Raw genomic sequence first — 15,104 nt, 5'->3', positions numbered from 1 at the left:
CCCACACGAATTATCTAATCTCTTGTTTTTAAATAACTCAAAACCGCCAGGGTTTTGATTTTGCTTAAGTTGTTGCCCTTAAGCGAGGAGGCGTATTATATATACTTCATCCTCAGTAGCAAGCAGTTTTTTAAACTTTCTTACTACCTCAACCGCCTTCTAAATCCGCTTCCCTCACCTCGGTGAAGTCCGCCTCAGCAGTTGAGGAGGCGCATTATAGAGATACCATGATGGGAGTCAACACACTTTTTAAAAGAATTTTAAAAACATTTAAGTCCGTACAAAAACCGAACACTTCGGTTAACTATCAACCACTTAACGATGAATAAGTAAGCAACTTGGCTACTTAATCACCACCAGCTGATATTTCTTTTTACCGAGCTTCACAAGGTAATAGCCATCAAATAATGAACGCCCCTCGGAAAACACACCCCCGACATTCATATTATCCGCCAAACCTATCGCCACACCGTTTACCAAAACGGCATTTCGACCCAAAGCATCTTTTATTTGCTTGCCTGCCCCCATACCGATATCAGCAAGTAATTGTGTTAAAGGCCTATTTTTTAACTCAGCACGACTTAAATCTGCGGTCGGCAGCCCATCCAACTGCAACTGCCTGAAGTCTGCAGCCGACAACTCCGCCAACTCCCCGGAAAACAGCGCCTCGGTAATTCGCTGCGCACCAGCCAACTCATCGTCACCGTGAATAAGCCTGGTCATCTCCTCTGCCAATACGCGCTGGCCCGAAGGGCGACCCATTTCTCGGTCATCAGCCTCAATTGCATCAATATCTGCCAAGGACAAAAAAGTGAAGTAGCGGAGAAACTTATAGACATCCGCGTCAGCAGTAGCCAACCAAAATTGATAGAAGGCATAAGGAGAAGTTTTTGCAGGGTCAAGCCAAATCGTACCGGACTCGGTCTTACCAAACTTTGTGCCATCTGCTTTGGTAACCAGCGGCATCGTCAACCCGTGAACTGCTGCGCCATGCTGACGGCGAGTTAGATCAACCCCAGCAATGATATTCCCCCACTGATCGGATCCACCTAGCTGCAAAGTACAACCATGTCTTTTATACAACTCAGAGAAATCCATGCCCTGCAATAATGAATAGCTAAACTCAGTGAACGAAATCCCCGAACCCTCTCTGTTAATACGCTGCTTCACCGACTCCTTTGCAATCATAGTATTAACGGAGAAATGCTTACCTATATCGCGCAAGAACTCCAACGCCGTCATTGGACCAAACCAATCGAGGTTATTTGCCACCTCAGCAGAGTTTTCGCCGCATTCAAAATCAACGAAACGCGAAACTTGAGCCTTCAGACGATCAACCCATAACGCAACCACATCCGGCGTGTTAAGTTGGCGCTCTTGGGCCTTAAAACTTGGATCACCTATAAGGCCAGTCGCACCACCAACAAGCGCAATCGGCTTGTGCCCCGCCTGCTGAAAACGACGCAATGCCAATAACGGCACAAGATGACCAATATGAAGGCTATCCGCAGTGGGATCAAAGCCGCAATATAGCGTTCGAGCGCCTTCAGCAAGATACTCAGACAAACCATTCTCACCCGTCATCTGGGCAACAAGACCTCTCGCCTCTAGCTCAGGGAGTAAATCTGCATTTACTGCTGTCATACACCGACCTTCAATTAAATAGATGGCGCAAATCACCCGATGCAGATGATTTGCAAAAATAGGAAAATACCGAAGTGCCGGCAAGATACAACAACCGACAAAAAATGCAAACCTGGAAAAGCTGACATGCCGCCGCACTCAAGCTAGAATCTACTTTAACTCTCGGTAATTACGGGCTTCAAGCACGCAGCACATTTGTTATACTGCGCAAAAAATCATCAACGGGCATGTAGTATTAGACCTATGCAAAAATGGATTCCCAAAAGGCACGCCGTTCGCAAATTAAGCAATGGCAAATTTCCGCGACGCCACTTGGCCCTTGCTGCATCGACGCTTATTGCTCTTGGCCTATCACTTCTATTATTGCCCGGTGAAAATGCTGAGGCCAAGCGCACTGCCATACCGTTAAATTTAGAGCTCAGCCCTGCTCGAGCAGAGAGCAGCTCAACTGATACGACCCCATTGCCAATAGAGGATGCAGAAAAGCCCTGGACAGAAGTACAAGTGAAAGCTGGTGATTCACTGTCTGCAATCTTTAGCCGCGCCAATCTCACGCCGCAAGCCCTTCACGAACTGCTAACGACGGCACCAAAAGCCAAGGCACTCAACAAAATTCGTCCTGGCCAAAAATTATCGTTCCAAATAGATGATAGCGGCGAACTCTCTGCAATGAGCTACCAGCTAGACAAGTTAAATAGCCTCGTATTCGAACGTGGCGTAACTGGCTTCGGCACAACCGAGCTAGCAGAAACACCAGAAATCCGACAACGCGTTGCCAGTGCAACAATTACCTCATCACTATATAAAGCTGCGCAGGATGCAGGGGTAAACCAAAGCATAATTATGGAACTCGCCAATATATTCGGCGGGGTATTGGACTTCGTTTATGACGTCCGCAAAGACGATTACTTCATTGTTATATACGAAGAGCTGTACTTAAACGGCGAACGTCTAGGCAGTGGGCAAATTCTCGCGGCGCAGTACTTTAACCGAGGCCGCTCCTTTGAAGCATACCGCTACATCAATACCAAAGGCGAAGTGGACTACTTCTCTGAAAGCGGCGAAAGCATGCGCAAGGCCTTTCTGCGTGCACCGCTAGATTTCACCAGAATCAGCTCGGGCTTCAATCCCCAGCGCCTACACCCCGTATTCAAAACCGTGCGCCCACACCGTGGCATAGACTACGCAGCACCGCGCGGCACACCAGTTTACGCCGCCGGCGATGGCCGCGTTTCAGACGCGGGGTACTCAAAAGCCAATGGCAATTACGTTTTCATCAAACATGGCGAAGCATATATCACCAAGTATCTGCATCTCCATAAGCGAGCAGTATCCAAGGGTGAGCGTGTTCGGCAGCGCGAAACCATCGGCTGGGTTGGCTCCACAGGCTACGCCACCGGACCACACCTGCATTATGAGTTTTTAGTTAACGGCGTACATCGCAATCCAGCCACCATCGTCACCAAGCTGCCACCACCAACAAAGGTGAACAGCGGCGAAATGGCAACGTTCAAAAGTCAAATATCAGGCATGCAGCTGCAGCTAAAAACCTACGCCGCGCAGCGTAACTACAACAGTATTGACGCGGGCTGATGAGCTCGAAATACATTGGCCTAATGTCGGGTACCAGCCTAGATGGTATAGACGCCGCTCTTATTGACGTGGACGAAGGCAACAACGTCCAGTTTGTATCCAGCGTGTCAGCCGCTATCCCCGCAGAGCTAAAAGCCGACATATTACAACTCTGCTCAACGAGTGATGGCGAAATAGAACTACTGGGCAGAACAGATCGTGAAATCGCTCGTGTTTTCGCCAATGCTGCCCTGCAATTATGCAATGCGGCTAAACTCGACCCCAAAGATATCACCGCAATCGGCAGTCACGGACAAACCGTGCGGCACCGCCCACCCGATAGCACCCGCCATCACACGCAAGCCTTTACCCTACAGATCGGCGACCCCAACACCATCGCAGAAATAAGCGGCATTACCACCGTTGCCGACTTTCGCCGCCGCGATATAGCAGCGGCTGGTCAAGGCGCACCGCTGGTACCGGCATTTCACGCTGCAGTATTTGCCAGCCAAACCGAAGACCGAGTTATTCTCAATATTGGCGGCATGGCAAACATCAGCCTCCTCCAGAAGAGTGGCGACGTAATCGGTTTCGACACTGGGCCGGGCAATGTTCTTATGGATAGCTGGATAAACACTAGCCTGAATCAAGACTTTGATCGCGACGGTAACTGGGCGGCTAGCGGCACATCAAACGACGCACTTTTACAGCACTTGCTGAATACCGATTTTTACCGTCAAACCGGCCCCAAAAGCACTGGGCGCGAGCAATTCAATTTGCAGACCATTCTGGACACGCTCGAGAAATTCCCGCCGATAGCACCGAAAGATGTGCAAGCTACACTACTTGAACTCACCGCCCGCAGTATTTGCGATGCGATAGAGAAAGCCAGCGCTAACCGGGCGCCAGTATTTCTATGTGGCGGTGGCAGTGCGAATTTAGCGCTTCGCAAACGTATTGCTGAGCTACTTCCCAAACGATCAGTAGCAGATACCCAACAACTTGGTATTCCACCAGACTGGGTTGAGGCGGTCGCATTTGCGTGGCTGGCCAAGCAAACACTCAGCAATCTGCCAGGTAATATACCGGCTGTAACTGGTGCTAAAGGACCACGTATTCTTGGCGCAATTTATCCGGCGTGATTACAAATGCGCTAGCTCAGATAGCAAAGCGGGGAAAAAGAACAAAATGGCAGGATGCTAGCGAAGGCCCAGCAGATGCTAGGCCAGCGAGAATTAAACAGAGAAGGAAGATCCACAGCCGCAGGTAGTACTGGCATTTGGGTTACTGACTACAAATCGAGAACCCTCAAGCCCCTCGGTGTAATCAACTTGAGCGCCATCAATATACTGATAACTTAGAGGGTCGACGAGAACCGTTACTCCATCGCGCTCAACCAAGGTGTCATCTTCCTCAGCGATTTCATCAAAAGTAAAACCGTACTGAAACCCCGAGCATCCACCACCCGTAACAAATACACGCAACTTCAAGTCATCATTGGCTTCGGACTCAACTAAGTTTTTAACCTTAGCAACCGCCTTATCCGTCAATGTTAGTACTGACGGTGTGAATTGTTCAACCGCAGACATATATCACCTCACTACTACCCGCGCGCCAAAATGCGCCACCAATAACCTAATTATCTTCTTTTCCGACTAAATTAGTCAAGTATTTGCCGCGCAGCGCCTTTTACGGCAGCAATGCCACGCCTTGCAGCCCCATCGTTTCTGGCAAGCCGAACATTAAGTTCATGTTTTGAATAGCCTGCCCAGACGCCCCCTTCACCAAGTTATCAATAACCGACAACACAACAACGGTATCTCTATTTTGCGGACGATATAAAGCAATGCGGCACGTGTTTGCGCCCCGCACTGTGCGCGTTTGCGGCAAACTGCCTAGGGGCATCACATCCACAAACGGGGCATCGGCATACCGCTTTTCAAACATAAACTGCAGCTCATCTAAGGGCACCGCGGGATCTAACAGCTCGGAATATAAGGTGGCGTGAATACCGCGCACCTGTGGTAATAAATGGGGCGTAAAGGTCAAATTTACCGCATCACCAGCAGCCAAGGCTAACTCCTGCTCAATCTCTGGTAAATGCCGATGACCGGCCACGCCATAAGCTTTAAAGCTCTCTGACAGCTCTGCGTACAAATTGTCGATCTTCGCCTGCCGACCCGCACCACTCACACCCGACGCAGCACTTGCAATCAAGCGCTTGGGATCAACCAGCTTTTGCTCAAGTAAAGGAATAAAGCCGAGTTCGATCGCCGTTGGATAGCAGCCGGGGCAAGCAATTAACTGCGCGTTGCGAATTTTATCCGCATTTCGCTCTGGCAAACCGTAGACCGCCATCGCAAGCACGTCCGGGCAAATGTGTTTCTCGTGGTACCACTTTGACCACAACTCAGCATCCGCAATCCTGAAATCTGCAGACAAATCAATTATACGAGTACCTGCCGCCAACAGCTCGGGCACCATATTCATCGCGACATTGTGGGGTGTCGCGAAAAAAACCACATCGCAGCTTGCCAATGCATCCACATCTGGCGCTGTAAAGCGCAGATCAACCACGCCACGCAAACTCGGGAACAATTCATCTACCGCCACACCATCTTCTGCGCGCGATGTAATCATCGCCACTTCGGCCTCAGCATGGGTAGACAGTAAACGCAGTAATTCTGCACCTGTATAACCAGTACCACCTACTATCCCAACTTTTAACACTAGACTTTCTCTCCCTTAACGCTGTTCATTTTGCGGTTCGATAACGTTCTTACCCGTCGTCGACACCGACTCATCTTTCTCGCGCAACAGGTGATCCCAGCCGCGAACCAAATCCCTCGCTAACACATGATACACGGGCTCGCTCATTACCAATTTCGACACCGCAGTTGCGACTAGCGCGCTTACCATTAAAGCCGGCAGTATATCGTGATTATTACCTGTCAGCTCCAGCACAATGACAAAGGCCGTTATTGGCCGCTGAACCACACCAGCAAAATAGCTGGCCATACCAACCAAGATCAATGACACCACCGGAACCTGCGGAAAAAGCGGCCCCATAGCAGACCCCAGTTCGGCCCCTGCAGCTAAACTCGGCGAAAAGATACCGCCGGGTATGCCGCTGAAATACGTGAGAAGCGTTGCCAGTATTTTGCCCGCAGCAGTTAGCCAACTCCCTTCTGACTGCCCTGCTAAAAGTGACCTGGCCTCTACATAACCGCTACCCATGGTTAGCCCATCGGACAGTATTGCCATAGCGGCTAAAAATATACCAATAACAAACGCAACTCGCAGCGGCCGCCGCGCTACTAACGGTGCAATCGCACGATTACCCTGAACCAAAAACAAGCTAAATAGCCCGCCCAACAAACCGCACGCCGCGCTTACACCAATGATATAGGGGTAATTAGAGAATGGCACCGCCGTAACATCTGGGACACCGAAATAGCTATAGTGTCCCGCAAAGGCCAACACCACCACCCCCGACAGGATAATCGCCATAATAAACGTACCGGTAGTTCGCGCCTCCATCGATTGCTGCAACTCTTCAATCGCGAACACGATACCCGCAAGTGGCGCATTAAAGGCCGCGGAAACACCGGCCGCGCCACCCGCCACAATTAAACTGCTTTCCACCTGTCGCTGTTTTAACTTTGCCCAGATACCAAATTTGTACATCAAGGCTGCGCCGACGTGCACACTGGGACCTTCGCGCCCCACTGTTGCACCTACCAGTAAACCTGCACAAGTTAGCAAGACCTTCAGCGTTGCCACCCGCAGCGACAAAAAAGGTCCACGCAGCCAATGGTAACTCTGTTTATGTGCTAGTAAGACCTGCGGGATACCACTGCCTCGGGCTGCTTTGCCCCCCCAATTCATCACCCACACAATGGCCATCAACCCAAGCGGGGTGATCAATAGAAAGGCATAGGGGTAACGGTCAAAAACAGCTTCTGTGATCGAAAAACTTTCTTCAGACAGCCATGCAAAGCTCTGAATAACCAAACCGACGGTTAGCGCGCCAAACCAAAACACACCGCGCGTCTTCCAATCTTCAACCGTACCTAGCTGACGACGGGTATGTCGATTGCCCAGCGTCCACCAAAGACGAAGTCTGCGAGCAGTCTGAGTACGTTTATTTTTGGCGGTCATGTAATTAAGAGGCCTGTGCAGGCGGCAGAGCTAAATGAGAATGCGCGAGATAAAATTAATACGGCAAGCCGCAATTGGCTAACAGATATTGTATGCTAACTCACTGGCAACACCCAGCGCCCAAAAAGTGATTTTATCTGACACTGATGATAGCAATGACAACGTGTCTAAATCACGTCACTCAGAAACAATTTATTTAGGTACTGCATTATGCTTTGGCTGAAAGCTTTCCACATCATCGCCATTGTTTGCTGGTTCGCCGGAATTTTTTATCTCCCTAGGCTATTTGTTTACCATGCCATGGCAGAAGATCAAGCGACACGCGATTATTTAAAAGTCATGGAGCGTAAGCTCTATCTTTTTGTTAGCCCCTTTGCTGTGTTGACTATCGTTTTCGGCGCACTGCTAATTGCGCAAAATATTGAATACTACCTAAGCGCTGGCTGGCTGCACCTTAAACTACTTTTTGTCGCTGCTCTAATTGCTTATCACCTGTATTGCGGTCATTTAGTTAAAACCTTTGCCGACGATCACAACACGAGAAACCACGTCTTTTATCGCTGGTTTAATGAAGCCCCGGTCATCGCCTTGTTTGCAATAGTGCTACTTGCCGTCCTGAAACCCTTTTAATGATTAGACGCTGCCTGCTCTGGCGATAATTAGCTCAGCACGTGATAATGCCCACTGACATTTTTTACAATTAAGATTTTTATATGACTAGCTCCGAGCAACTTTTTGAGACCGCCCGCCATCGCATCCCCGGCGGAGTCAACAGTCCAGTTCGCGCCTTTAAAGCGGTTGGTGGCACCCCGAGGTTCATAGACCACGCCTCAGGCCCCTACCTATTTGACGTAGAAGGTAAGCGATATATTGACTACGTTTTGTCGTGGGGCCCCATGTTACTCGGCCACGCTCACCCCGACGTCATTGCCACCGTCACCGCCCAGCTACAAAAAGGCCTCAGCTTCGGCGCGCCAACGGAAATCGAAACTCAACTTGCGGAAAAACTTTGCAGCATCATGCCCGGCATGGACATGGTGCGCATGGTTAATTCCGGCACCGAAGCTACCATGAGCGCCATCCGCCTCGCCCGCGGCTATACCGGACGCGACAAAATTATTAAATTTGAAGGCTGCTACCACGGCCACTCCGACTCACTGCTCATAAAAGCCGGATCGGGCGCACTCACCATGGGCGTCCCTAGCTCACCCGGCGTACCCGCCGCGCTGGCAGAGCACACAATAACGCTTAGTTATAACGATATAGAGGGCGTGCGCGCCGCCTTCGCGGAATACGGCGATCAAGTTGCCTGTATTATCGTTGAGCCGGTTGCCGGCAATATGAACTGCGTTCCACCAATACCCGGTTTTCTCGAATGCCTACGAGAGAGCTGCGACCAAAGCGGCGCAGTTCTTATTATCGATGAAGTCATGACCGGCTTCCGCCTCGGCCTGCAAGGTGCCCAAGGCTATTACGGTGTGACCGCGGATATCACCTGCCTCGGCAAGGTTATCGGCGGCGGCATGCCGGTTGCGGCCTTTGGCGGCAAACGCAACATCATGGAACACATCGCCCCAAGCGGACCGGTGTACCAAGCAGGAACGCTCTCTGGCAACCCTATTGCCATGGCTGCCGGACTCTGCATGCTAAAACACATTGAACAAGACGGCTTTTATGAACCGGTTTTTCAAAAAACCGATAACCTCATCACAGGCTTAAAGGCGCGCGCCGATGCCGCAGGTATTGCCATGACGAGCAATCATGTCGGCACCATGTTCGGGGTGTTTTTTACCGAGACAGAGCACATCACCAACTACCAGCAGGTCATGGCCTGTGATACCGAACGCTTCAATCGATTCTTCCACGGTATGCTTGAGGGCGGCGTGTATCTCGCCCCCGCATCCTATGAAGCCGGCTTTTTATCCGCGGCACACAGCGACGCCGATATTGAAGAAACCCTGAACATTGCCGAGCATGTTTTTAAAACCCTGCGCTGAGAACAGATTATGGCTATATCACTAACGCGGGGCGCTTTCCCCAACACCCGATTGCGCCGCATGCGCGCGAAAGAGGTAACTCGTCGCCTAATGCGTGAACACCAACTTGGTGTGAATGACCTCATCTATCCTATGTTTGTTTGCGAAGGTAGTGACGAACGCCAAGCTGTTGGCTCAATGCCAGGTATCGAGCGTCTAAGCGTTGACCTAATAGTGAAGGAAGCCAAGTTGCTCGCCGCGCTGGGTATCCCCGCCATCGCCTTGTTTCCCGTGGTCGGGGCGGAGAAAAAATCCCTGCTCGCTGAGGAGGCCTACAATCCGAATGGCCTCGCCCAAACCGCAATCAAAGCAATAAAAGACGCCGCCCCAGAGCTGGGCATTATCACCGACGTCGCCCTAGATCCTTACACCACCCACGGCCAAGACGGCATCATTGATGCAGAGGGCTATGTGCTGAATGACCGCACCGTTGAGGCTTTGTGTCTACAAGCCAAAGCGCAGGCTGACGCCGGCGCAGACATTGTTGCCCCTTCGGACATGATGGACGGCCGCATCGGCTCTATTAGACAAATATTAGAAAGCACAGGGCATATCAATACCTGCATTCTGAGCTACGCGGCAAAATACGCCTCGGCCTATTACGGGCCGTTTCGCGACGCGGTCGGTTCGGCTGGTAATTTAGGCGGTGGCAATAAATACACCTATCAAATGGACCCAGCAAACAGCAATGAAGCCCTGCACGAGTGCGCACTGGATCTTGCTGAGGGAGCCGATATGATTATGGTCAAACCGGGCATGCCCTATTTAGATATCGTGCGCCGCGTTAAAGATGAGTTTGCTGTACCAACCTATGCCTACCAAGTAAGTGGCGAATACGCGATGCACTGCGCCGCATTTGAAAAAGGCTGGCTAGACAAAAATACCGTCATGATGGAGTCCTTATTGGCCTTTAAACGCGCAGGTGCTGATGGCGTATTGACGTACTTTGCCAAAGACGTGGCATTATTACTGAATAACTAGTATTTACGCTATCACGCAGAGCGCTTATCGTAAGCTTGGATAAAATAAACAACTTCAGGGGATCTACCATGCAAAAAAGACTACTCGCCTTGGCAATATTGGCTGCAAGTACATCTGTTTCTACTCAGGCCGATATTGTCGGCGCCAGTGCTGGTGCCTATATGTGGAAACAAAGCTGGGATGGCCATGTAAAATCGGGACCAGATAGTATCGATATGAACGATGACCTTGGCTATGACGACGAAACAGGTAAAAGTTTCTACGTTGCCCTAGAACATCCCGTCCCCGTTTTGCCGAACATTCGCCTACAGCGCACCGATCTCGATATTTCTGAATCAAATCAGCTATCTCGCAACTTTACGTTTGAAGGCGATGTCTACACTGCGGCTGACACAGTGAACTCAACCACTGACTTAACACATACTGATGCCACCCTGTACTATGAGATTCTCGACAACTGGGTCAATCTTGACGTCGGTTTAACCGTGCGCATGTTTGACGGTGAAGTTCGCTTGGCAACGACCGGCCGCGAAGGCTCAATTGAGCTAGACGCGCCAGTGCCAATGGCCTACGTCAATGCGCGCTTTGACCTTCCACTCACTGGTCTTTACGCATCTGCACTCGCTAACGTGATTTCCTACAGCGACAGCAGTGTGACTGATATGAGCGTGGGACTAGGCTATGAATTCGGCGTAGTCGGACTTGAGCTTGGCTACCGCAACTTCGACGTCGACCTTGAAGACGATGGTGAAGAAGCCAAAGTCACTGTTGACGGTTACTTTTTTGGTGTCGTTATCGACATCTAATTTCGCAACAATAATCATAAAAAAGGCGCAATCTATTGCGCCTTTTTTTGTTTAATATTGTCTGATATCTGCAAAGCACTATTTCGCCGCCTGACCACGCTGACAAATATGACCCTCACCATGAGCTTAAAAACACTTTCACTGATCGCCGCCCTGACTGCAAGCCCCTTGGCGTCCGCTTGCGAATGCCTGTGGGAAGGCCCATTCAAATCAGTCTACGCCAATGCCGACCTTGTAGTTTACGGCGAAGTGAGCAACACCCAAGGTAATGGCTTTGATTTAGTCGTCGACACCGTTTTACAAGGCAGTGAATACCGAGAGCAGATTCGAATCTGGGGGAAAAAGGATGATTTATGCCGCCCCGAAGCCGAGCAGTTTACCCCGGGTAGCGAATGGGTTATGGCGCTAAAGCGCATCGACAATCCGCCGGCAGATGCATTCAACCCCTTCAAAGCAAATATCAGTTTTGGCCGCCAGGACGATTTCAGCCTTTCCAGCTGCGGCGTTTACTGGCTGCCAGTAAAGCAACAGCGGGTATCAGGAAACATTCTGGACGGCTCCCGCTGGCAATACCTGGATACCAAAAAGACACCGATAATTATGTCGATATTTGTCGCGTGGATGAAAGACATCTTGCCGGATCAAGCAATAGCCGAAGCATCAAAACCACAGAACCAAGCTCGACAACTACTCAACGAAACGAAAATTCACCTGTGGGAAGAGCGGCGCAATCCCCTACCGGACGCAGACGACCTCGACTTCCGGCCGCCTAGTAGACTTCAAGACATTGAGATCAATAACGGCGAGGAGCCATCAAACGAGACTGAGTAACTCATCCAGCATCCTCAATGACATCCCCCAAATACGGCGCTTACCGTAATTATAGCAGGGCAATGTCATTGCAAATCTTCCGCGCTTTAACTCCATAGTCTCGCGCTGCACCGGGTCCATCAGGTAGCTCATGGGAATCCATACCGCCTCAGCCACCTCATGATTGGCCTCGATGCTTACCACCGTATGCAGTCGAAAAACGTAGGGTGTTACCACCATGGGTTGGCGGCCAGAATGGGGGCGACTCACAATGTCAGACAGGCGACCAATACAGTGGCCGGCCTTGTCTAAATAAATACCCGTTTCTTCTTCTGTTTCACGCATTGCCGTACGCAAGCCGGTAATATCGCCTCTATCCATGCGGCCACCGGGAAATGCCATGTGTCCCGACCACGGATCACCCTCGCGATCGGCCCGCTTAATCATCAGGATTTCAAGGTGATCATTCAGCTCACGTATAATAATCGCCACTGCTGAACGCTTCACCCATCGCCGCCACCAACGCTGGCGGGGCTTAAATTTATCTAGCCGCTCTACAATATGTTGAAGCGCCAACGCTTCAGCTGTGTTTACTATCAATACCAACCCCTTTAGCCGGCGCGAAGCCAAGTTGTCGCGCGAGCGCTAAGCTTACCGAGACCCGCATACCGTAATTATTTTATCCGCGGCCAGCGCCACCCAAAAGCGCCCACCGTTGGCAAAATCGTCTCGTTTAAAAAACGCTACCACTATAAGATGATGACTATAATACCACCACACGTTGATCCTCTACCGACACTACAAAATACGGCGCATCGCATATGCATTCTGATGACAAAGTGGATATTGCCAGTCGCGAAGAGCTTGAAATGCTGCTCAGGCTTTTTTATCAAGACGTTTTAAGCGACCCTATCATCGGATTTTTCTTTACAGACGTCATCGCCTTCTCGCTGGAGCAACACTTACCTCGCGTTATCGATTTCTGGGCGCAAATTCTATTCGGAGAGTCGAGTTACCAAGGTCAACTTTTTGAACGCCATCAACACATTCACCAACAGGCAAAGCTGAGTCAGCATCATTTTTCTCGCTGGCTGCACCTATTAAATAATAATATTGATCGCCACTTTGAAGGACTAAATTGTACAAAAATGAAAACCCGCGCCGCGCGAATCGCGGAGTCGATGGCCGCAGCCTTGGAACAAAAATCACCCAGCAATAACCCGCGCACCGGCGTGCAATTCTTTACACCTTAAATTCAATCAGAACTATGCCAAAACACGGCGCAGACGCGCCACACCTTCCTCCAGACGATCAAGCCCTGTTGTGTAGGCAAACCGAACGTGTTGGCCTGCCTTGTAGCGCCCAAAGTCTTCTCCAGGCGTGATGGCAATACCATGATTCTCTAATAAATCTAAACAAAACTGCTGACTATTCGTCTTAAACCGCTCAATACCCGCGTACAGATATAAAGCACCAGCTGGACAGTGAGGGATATCAAAACCCAAGCTCTGCAAAGCCGGTAACAAATAATCGCGCCGTGCAGCAAATTCGTCTCGACGCCGATTCAACTCTACGCGAGCTTCTGGTTCAAATGCCGCCAAAGCCGCGTACTGGCCCATAGTCGACATGGATATAAAAAGATTTTGCGCCAGCTTTTCTAACTGCGGTACCGCTTCTTCAGGTGCGACCAACCACCCCAAGCGCCAACCCGTCATGCCAAAATATTTTGAAAAACTATTAATTACAAAGGCCTTATCGGTGATCGACAAAATACTGGGGGCATCTACCCCGTAATTTAAGCCGTGATAAATCTCGTCGACTAATAAAAAACCCTGCTTACGCTCACACAGTGAATGGAGGTCGCGCAATTGTGTCGCCGTTAATATTTCCCCCGTTGGATTGGCGGGTGAGGCCACCATAATACCCTTGGTATTTGGCCGCCAATGCTGCTCCGCTTTCTCGGCACTAAGCTGGAAGCGATCTTCCGGCCCAACCGGCACCAGCTGACCTTCACCCTCGACCAATCGCAAGAAATGGCGATTGCAGGGGTAGCCCGGATCGGTCATTAACATCCCCTCACCCGGGTTAACCAATAACCCCGCCAATAAAAGCAAGGCACCGGACGCACCCGGTGTGATCATAATCCGCTCTGGCGCTATGTCTAAGCCGTAATCGCTGCGATAGTAACGGGAAATTGCCTGCCTCAGCTCAGGAATCCCAGCCGCGGGGGTGTAATAGGTTTCGCCACGATCTAGCGACGCCTTCGCTGCATTAATAACCGCTGCTACCGTTGTGAAATCCGGCTCACCAGCTTCCATATGAACAATATCCCGACCTGCCGCAGCGAGCTGCTTGGCACGCGTTAAAACCTCAACCACCCGAAATGGCTCGATATCTGCCAGCCGACGCGCAAAATTATTAATCACCTATACTGTACCTATCAGCCAAAACGTGAAGTGTAGCTTTATCCGCAACGCCTTAACATCGCCACAACAGGGTAGCCGTGTGATTTAAGGTGAATTTCGTGTAGCGCAAGGCGGCCATATCTGGTAGTTTTGCCGGTTTGGCGACACAGCGTCGTCGCGCATGTCCGCAGTTTGCGGTTAACGGCTTGTACAGAAGAGGGCCAGCCATGCCTGCACAGCAGAGTACACCTGAAAATTTAAAGACCTTCGTTCCCTATAAAGAAAAAAAGGGCGAAGAATACATGAACGACAATCAGAAGGATCACTTCCGCCAAATTCTGCTTAGCTGGAAGGCTGAGCTGATGGAAGAAGTTGACCGCACTGTTAGTCACATGAAAGACGAAGCCTCTAACTTCCCTGATCCCGCCGACCGCGCGACCCAGGAAGAAGAGTTTAGTCTGGAGCTGCGCACGCGTGATCGCGAGCGTAAATTGATCAAGAAGATTGACTCGACCCTCAATCTCATCGACGAAGACGACTACGGTTTCTGCGATACTTGTGGCGTAGACATTGGCATTAAACGCCTTGAAGCAAGACCAACCGCTACCTTGTGCATCGACTGCAAAACCCTAGACGAGATCAAGGAGCGTCAAGAACGCGGTTAATCTGTATGGGCGACAGCAATTGTC

Annotated in this window: 15 protein-coding genes; 9 read left to right on the top strand and 6 right to left on the bottom strand. The window is 50.5% G+C overall.

The window, feature by feature from the left end:
• Nucleotides 1–342: 342 nt before the first annotated feature.
• Nucleotides 343–1,644, bottom strand: coding sequence for a tyrosine--tRNA ligase (gene tyrS, locus KXJ70_RS11660; RefSeq protein WP_219043669.1), 1,302 nt, complete (start codon nucleotides 1,642–1,644; stop codon nucleotides 343–345).
• 243 nt (nucleotides 1,645–1,887) lie between these two features.
• Between tyrS and KXJ70_RS11655 the strand changes: the two genes are divergently transcribed.
• Both KXJ70_RS11655 and KXJ70_RS11650 read left to right on the top strand, forming a co-directional pair.
• Complete coding sequence (locus KXJ70_RS11655) at nucleotides 1,888–3,237, top strand: peptidoglycan DD-metalloendopeptidase family protein (RefSeq protein ID WP_219043668.1); 1,350 nt, start codon at nucleotides 1,888–1,890, stop codon at nucleotides 3,235–3,237.
• Nucleotides 3,237–4,358, top strand: coding sequence for an anhydro-N-acetylmuramic acid kinase (locus KXJ70_RS11650; RefSeq protein ID WP_219043667.1), 1,122 nt, complete (start codon nucleotides 3,237–3,239; stop codon nucleotides 4,356–4,358). Before KXJ70_RS11655 ends, KXJ70_RS11650 begins: the two co-directional genes overlap by 1 nt.
• Before the next feature lie 93 nt (nucleotides 4,359–4,451).
• Here the strand turns inward: KXJ70_RS11650 and erpA are convergent, their stop codons facing one another.
• The 3 genes from erpA to KXJ70_RS11635 form a co-directional block, all read right to left on the bottom strand.
• Entirely contained in the window at nucleotides 4,452–4,805 is a 354-nt protein-coding gene (gene erpA, locus KXJ70_RS11645; RefSeq protein WP_219043666.1) for an iron-sulfur cluster insertion protein ErpA, read from the bottom strand.
• Nucleotides 4,806–4,905: 100 nt separating this feature from the next.
• Complete coding sequence (argC, locus tag KXJ70_RS11640) at nucleotides 4,906–5,946, bottom strand: N-acetyl-gamma-glutamyl-phosphate reductase (protein ID WP_219043665.1); 1,041 nt, start codon at nucleotides 5,944–5,946, stop codon at nucleotides 4,906–4,908.
• A 15-nt stretch (nucleotides 5,947–5,961) separates the two neighbouring features.
• Nucleotides 5,962–7,377 (bottom strand): chloride channel protein, encoded by a 1,416-nt coding sequence (locus KXJ70_RS11635; protein WP_255558412.1) that lies wholly within the window; start codon nucleotides 7,375–7,377, stop codon nucleotides 5,962–5,964.
• Between the two features lie 210 nt (nucleotides 7,378–7,587).
• On the opposite strand from KXJ70_RS11635, the gene hemJ reads away from it, so the two are divergent.
• From hemJ to KXJ70_RS11610, 5 genes are all read left to right on the top strand, one after another.
• Nucleotides 7,588–8,007, top strand: a complete 420-nt coding sequence (gene hemJ / locus KXJ70_RS11630) for a protoporphyrinogen oxidase HemJ (RefSeq protein WP_219043664.1) — start codon at nucleotides 7,588–7,590, stop codon at nucleotides 8,005–8,007.
• Between the two features lie 83 nt (nucleotides 8,008–8,090).
• Entirely contained in the window at nucleotides 8,091–9,374 is a 1,284-nt protein-coding gene (gene hemL, locus KXJ70_RS11625; protein ID WP_219043663.1) for a glutamate-1-semialdehyde 2,1-aminomutase, read from the top strand.
• 9 nt (nucleotides 9,375–9,383) lie between these two features.
• Entirely contained in the window at nucleotides 9,384–10,394 is a 1,011-nt protein-coding gene (gene hemB, locus KXJ70_RS11620) for a porphobilinogen synthase (protein WP_219043662.1), read from the top strand.
• Nucleotides 10,395–10,462: 68 nt separating this feature from the next.
• Complete coding sequence (locus KXJ70_RS11615; RefSeq protein ID WP_219043661.1) at nucleotides 10,463–11,200, top strand: TIGR04219 family outer membrane beta-barrel protein; 738 nt, start codon at nucleotides 10,463–10,465, stop codon at nucleotides 11,198–11,200.
• 120 nt (nucleotides 11,201–11,320) lie between these two features.
• A complete protein-coding gene (locus tag KXJ70_RS11610; RefSeq protein WP_219043660.1) occupies nucleotides 11,321–12,031 on the top strand; it encodes a hypothetical protein in 711 nt (236 codons plus the stop codon).
• Here the strand turns inward: KXJ70_RS11610 and KXJ70_RS11605 are convergent.
• Nucleotides 12,014–12,610: an NUDIX hydrolase gene (locus tag KXJ70_RS11605; protein ID WP_219043659.1), complete on the bottom strand. Its 597-nt coding sequence runs from the start codon at nucleotides 12,608–12,610 to the stop codon at nucleotides 12,014–12,016. The genes KXJ70_RS11610 and KXJ70_RS11605 overlap by 18 nt on opposite strands.
• Nucleotides 12,611–12,831: 221 nt before the next feature.
• Between KXJ70_RS11605 and KXJ70_RS11600 the strand changes: the two genes are divergently transcribed.
• Nucleotides 12,832–13,263, top strand: coding sequence for a group III truncated hemoglobin (locus tag KXJ70_RS11600; RefSeq protein ID WP_219043658.1), 432 nt, complete (start codon nucleotides 12,832–12,834; stop codon nucleotides 13,261–13,263).
• Between the two features lie 12 nt (nucleotides 13,264–13,275).
• On the opposite strand, the gene KXJ70_RS11595 is transcribed toward KXJ70_RS11600, so the two are convergent.
• Nucleotides 13,276–14,436: a pyridoxal phosphate-dependent aminotransferase gene (locus KXJ70_RS11595; RefSeq protein WP_219043657.1), complete on the bottom strand. Its 1,161-nt coding sequence runs from the start codon at nucleotides 14,434–14,436 to the stop codon at nucleotides 13,276–13,278.
• A 206-nt stretch (nucleotides 14,437–14,642) separates the two neighbouring features.
• On the opposite strand from KXJ70_RS11595, the gene dksA reads away from it, so the two are divergent.
• Nucleotides 14,643–15,080, top strand: coding sequence for an RNA polymerase-binding protein DksA (gene dksA / locus KXJ70_RS11590; protein ID WP_219043656.1), 438 nt, complete (start codon nucleotides 14,643–14,645; stop codon nucleotides 15,078–15,080).
• The last annotated feature ends 24 nt before the right edge of the window (nucleotides 15,081–15,104 follow it).

This window comes from Zhongshania aquimaris (assembly GCF_019312595.1).
In the GTDB taxonomy this organism is placed as follows: Bacteria; Pseudomonadota; Gammaproteobacteria; order Pseudomonadales; family Spongiibacteraceae; genus Spongiibacter; species Spongiibacter aquimaris.
This window is presented reverse-complemented; position numbering and strand designations above follow the sequence as displayed.

Bases quoted from the DNA above. Each gene is read 5' to 3' on its own strand.
- tyrS (WP_219043669.1), bottom strand. From the start codon at position 1,644: ATGACAGCAGTAAATGCAGATTTACTCCCTGAGCTAGAGGCGAGAGGT.
- KXJ70_RS11655 (WP_219043668.1), top strand. From the start codon at position 1,888: ATGCAAAAATGGATTCCCAAAAGGCACGCCGTTCGCAAATTAAGCAAT.
- KXJ70_RS11650 (WP_219043667.1), top strand. From the start codon at position 3,237: ATGAGCTCGAAATACATTGGCCTAATGTCGGGTACCAGCCTAGATGGT.
- erpA (WP_219043666.1), bottom strand. From the start codon at position 4,805: ATGTCTGCGGTTGAACAATTCACACCGTCAGTACTAACATTGACGGAT.
- KXJ70_RS11635 (WP_255558412.1), bottom strand. From the start codon at position 7,377: ATGACCGCCAAAAATAAACGTACTCAGACTGCTCGCAGACTTCGTCTT.
- hemJ (WP_219043664.1), top strand. From the start codon at position 7,588: ATGCTTTGGCTGAAAGCTTTCCACATCATCGCCATTGTTTGCTGGTTC.
- hemL (WP_219043663.1), top strand. From the start codon at position 8,091: ATGACTAGCTCCGAGCAACTTTTTGAGACCGCCCGCCATCGCATCCCC.
- hemB (WP_219043662.1), top strand. From the start codon at position 9,384: ATGGCTATATCACTAACGCGGGGCGCTTTCCCCAACACCCGATTGCGC.
- KXJ70_RS11615 (WP_219043661.1), top strand. From the start codon at position 10,463: ATGCAAAAAAGACTACTCGCCTTGGCAATATTGGCTGCAAGTACATCT.
- KXJ70_RS11610 (WP_219043660.1), top strand. From the start codon at position 11,321: ATGAGCTTAAAAACACTTTCACTGATCGCCGCCCTGACTGCAAGCCCC.
- KXJ70_RS11600 (WP_219043658.1), top strand. From the start codon at position 12,832: ATGCATTCTGATGACAAAGTGGATATTGCCAGTCGCGAAGAGCTTGAA.
- dksA (WP_219043656.1), top strand. From the start codon at position 14,643: ATGCCTGCACAGCAGAGTACACCTGAAAATTTAAAGACCTTCGTTCCC.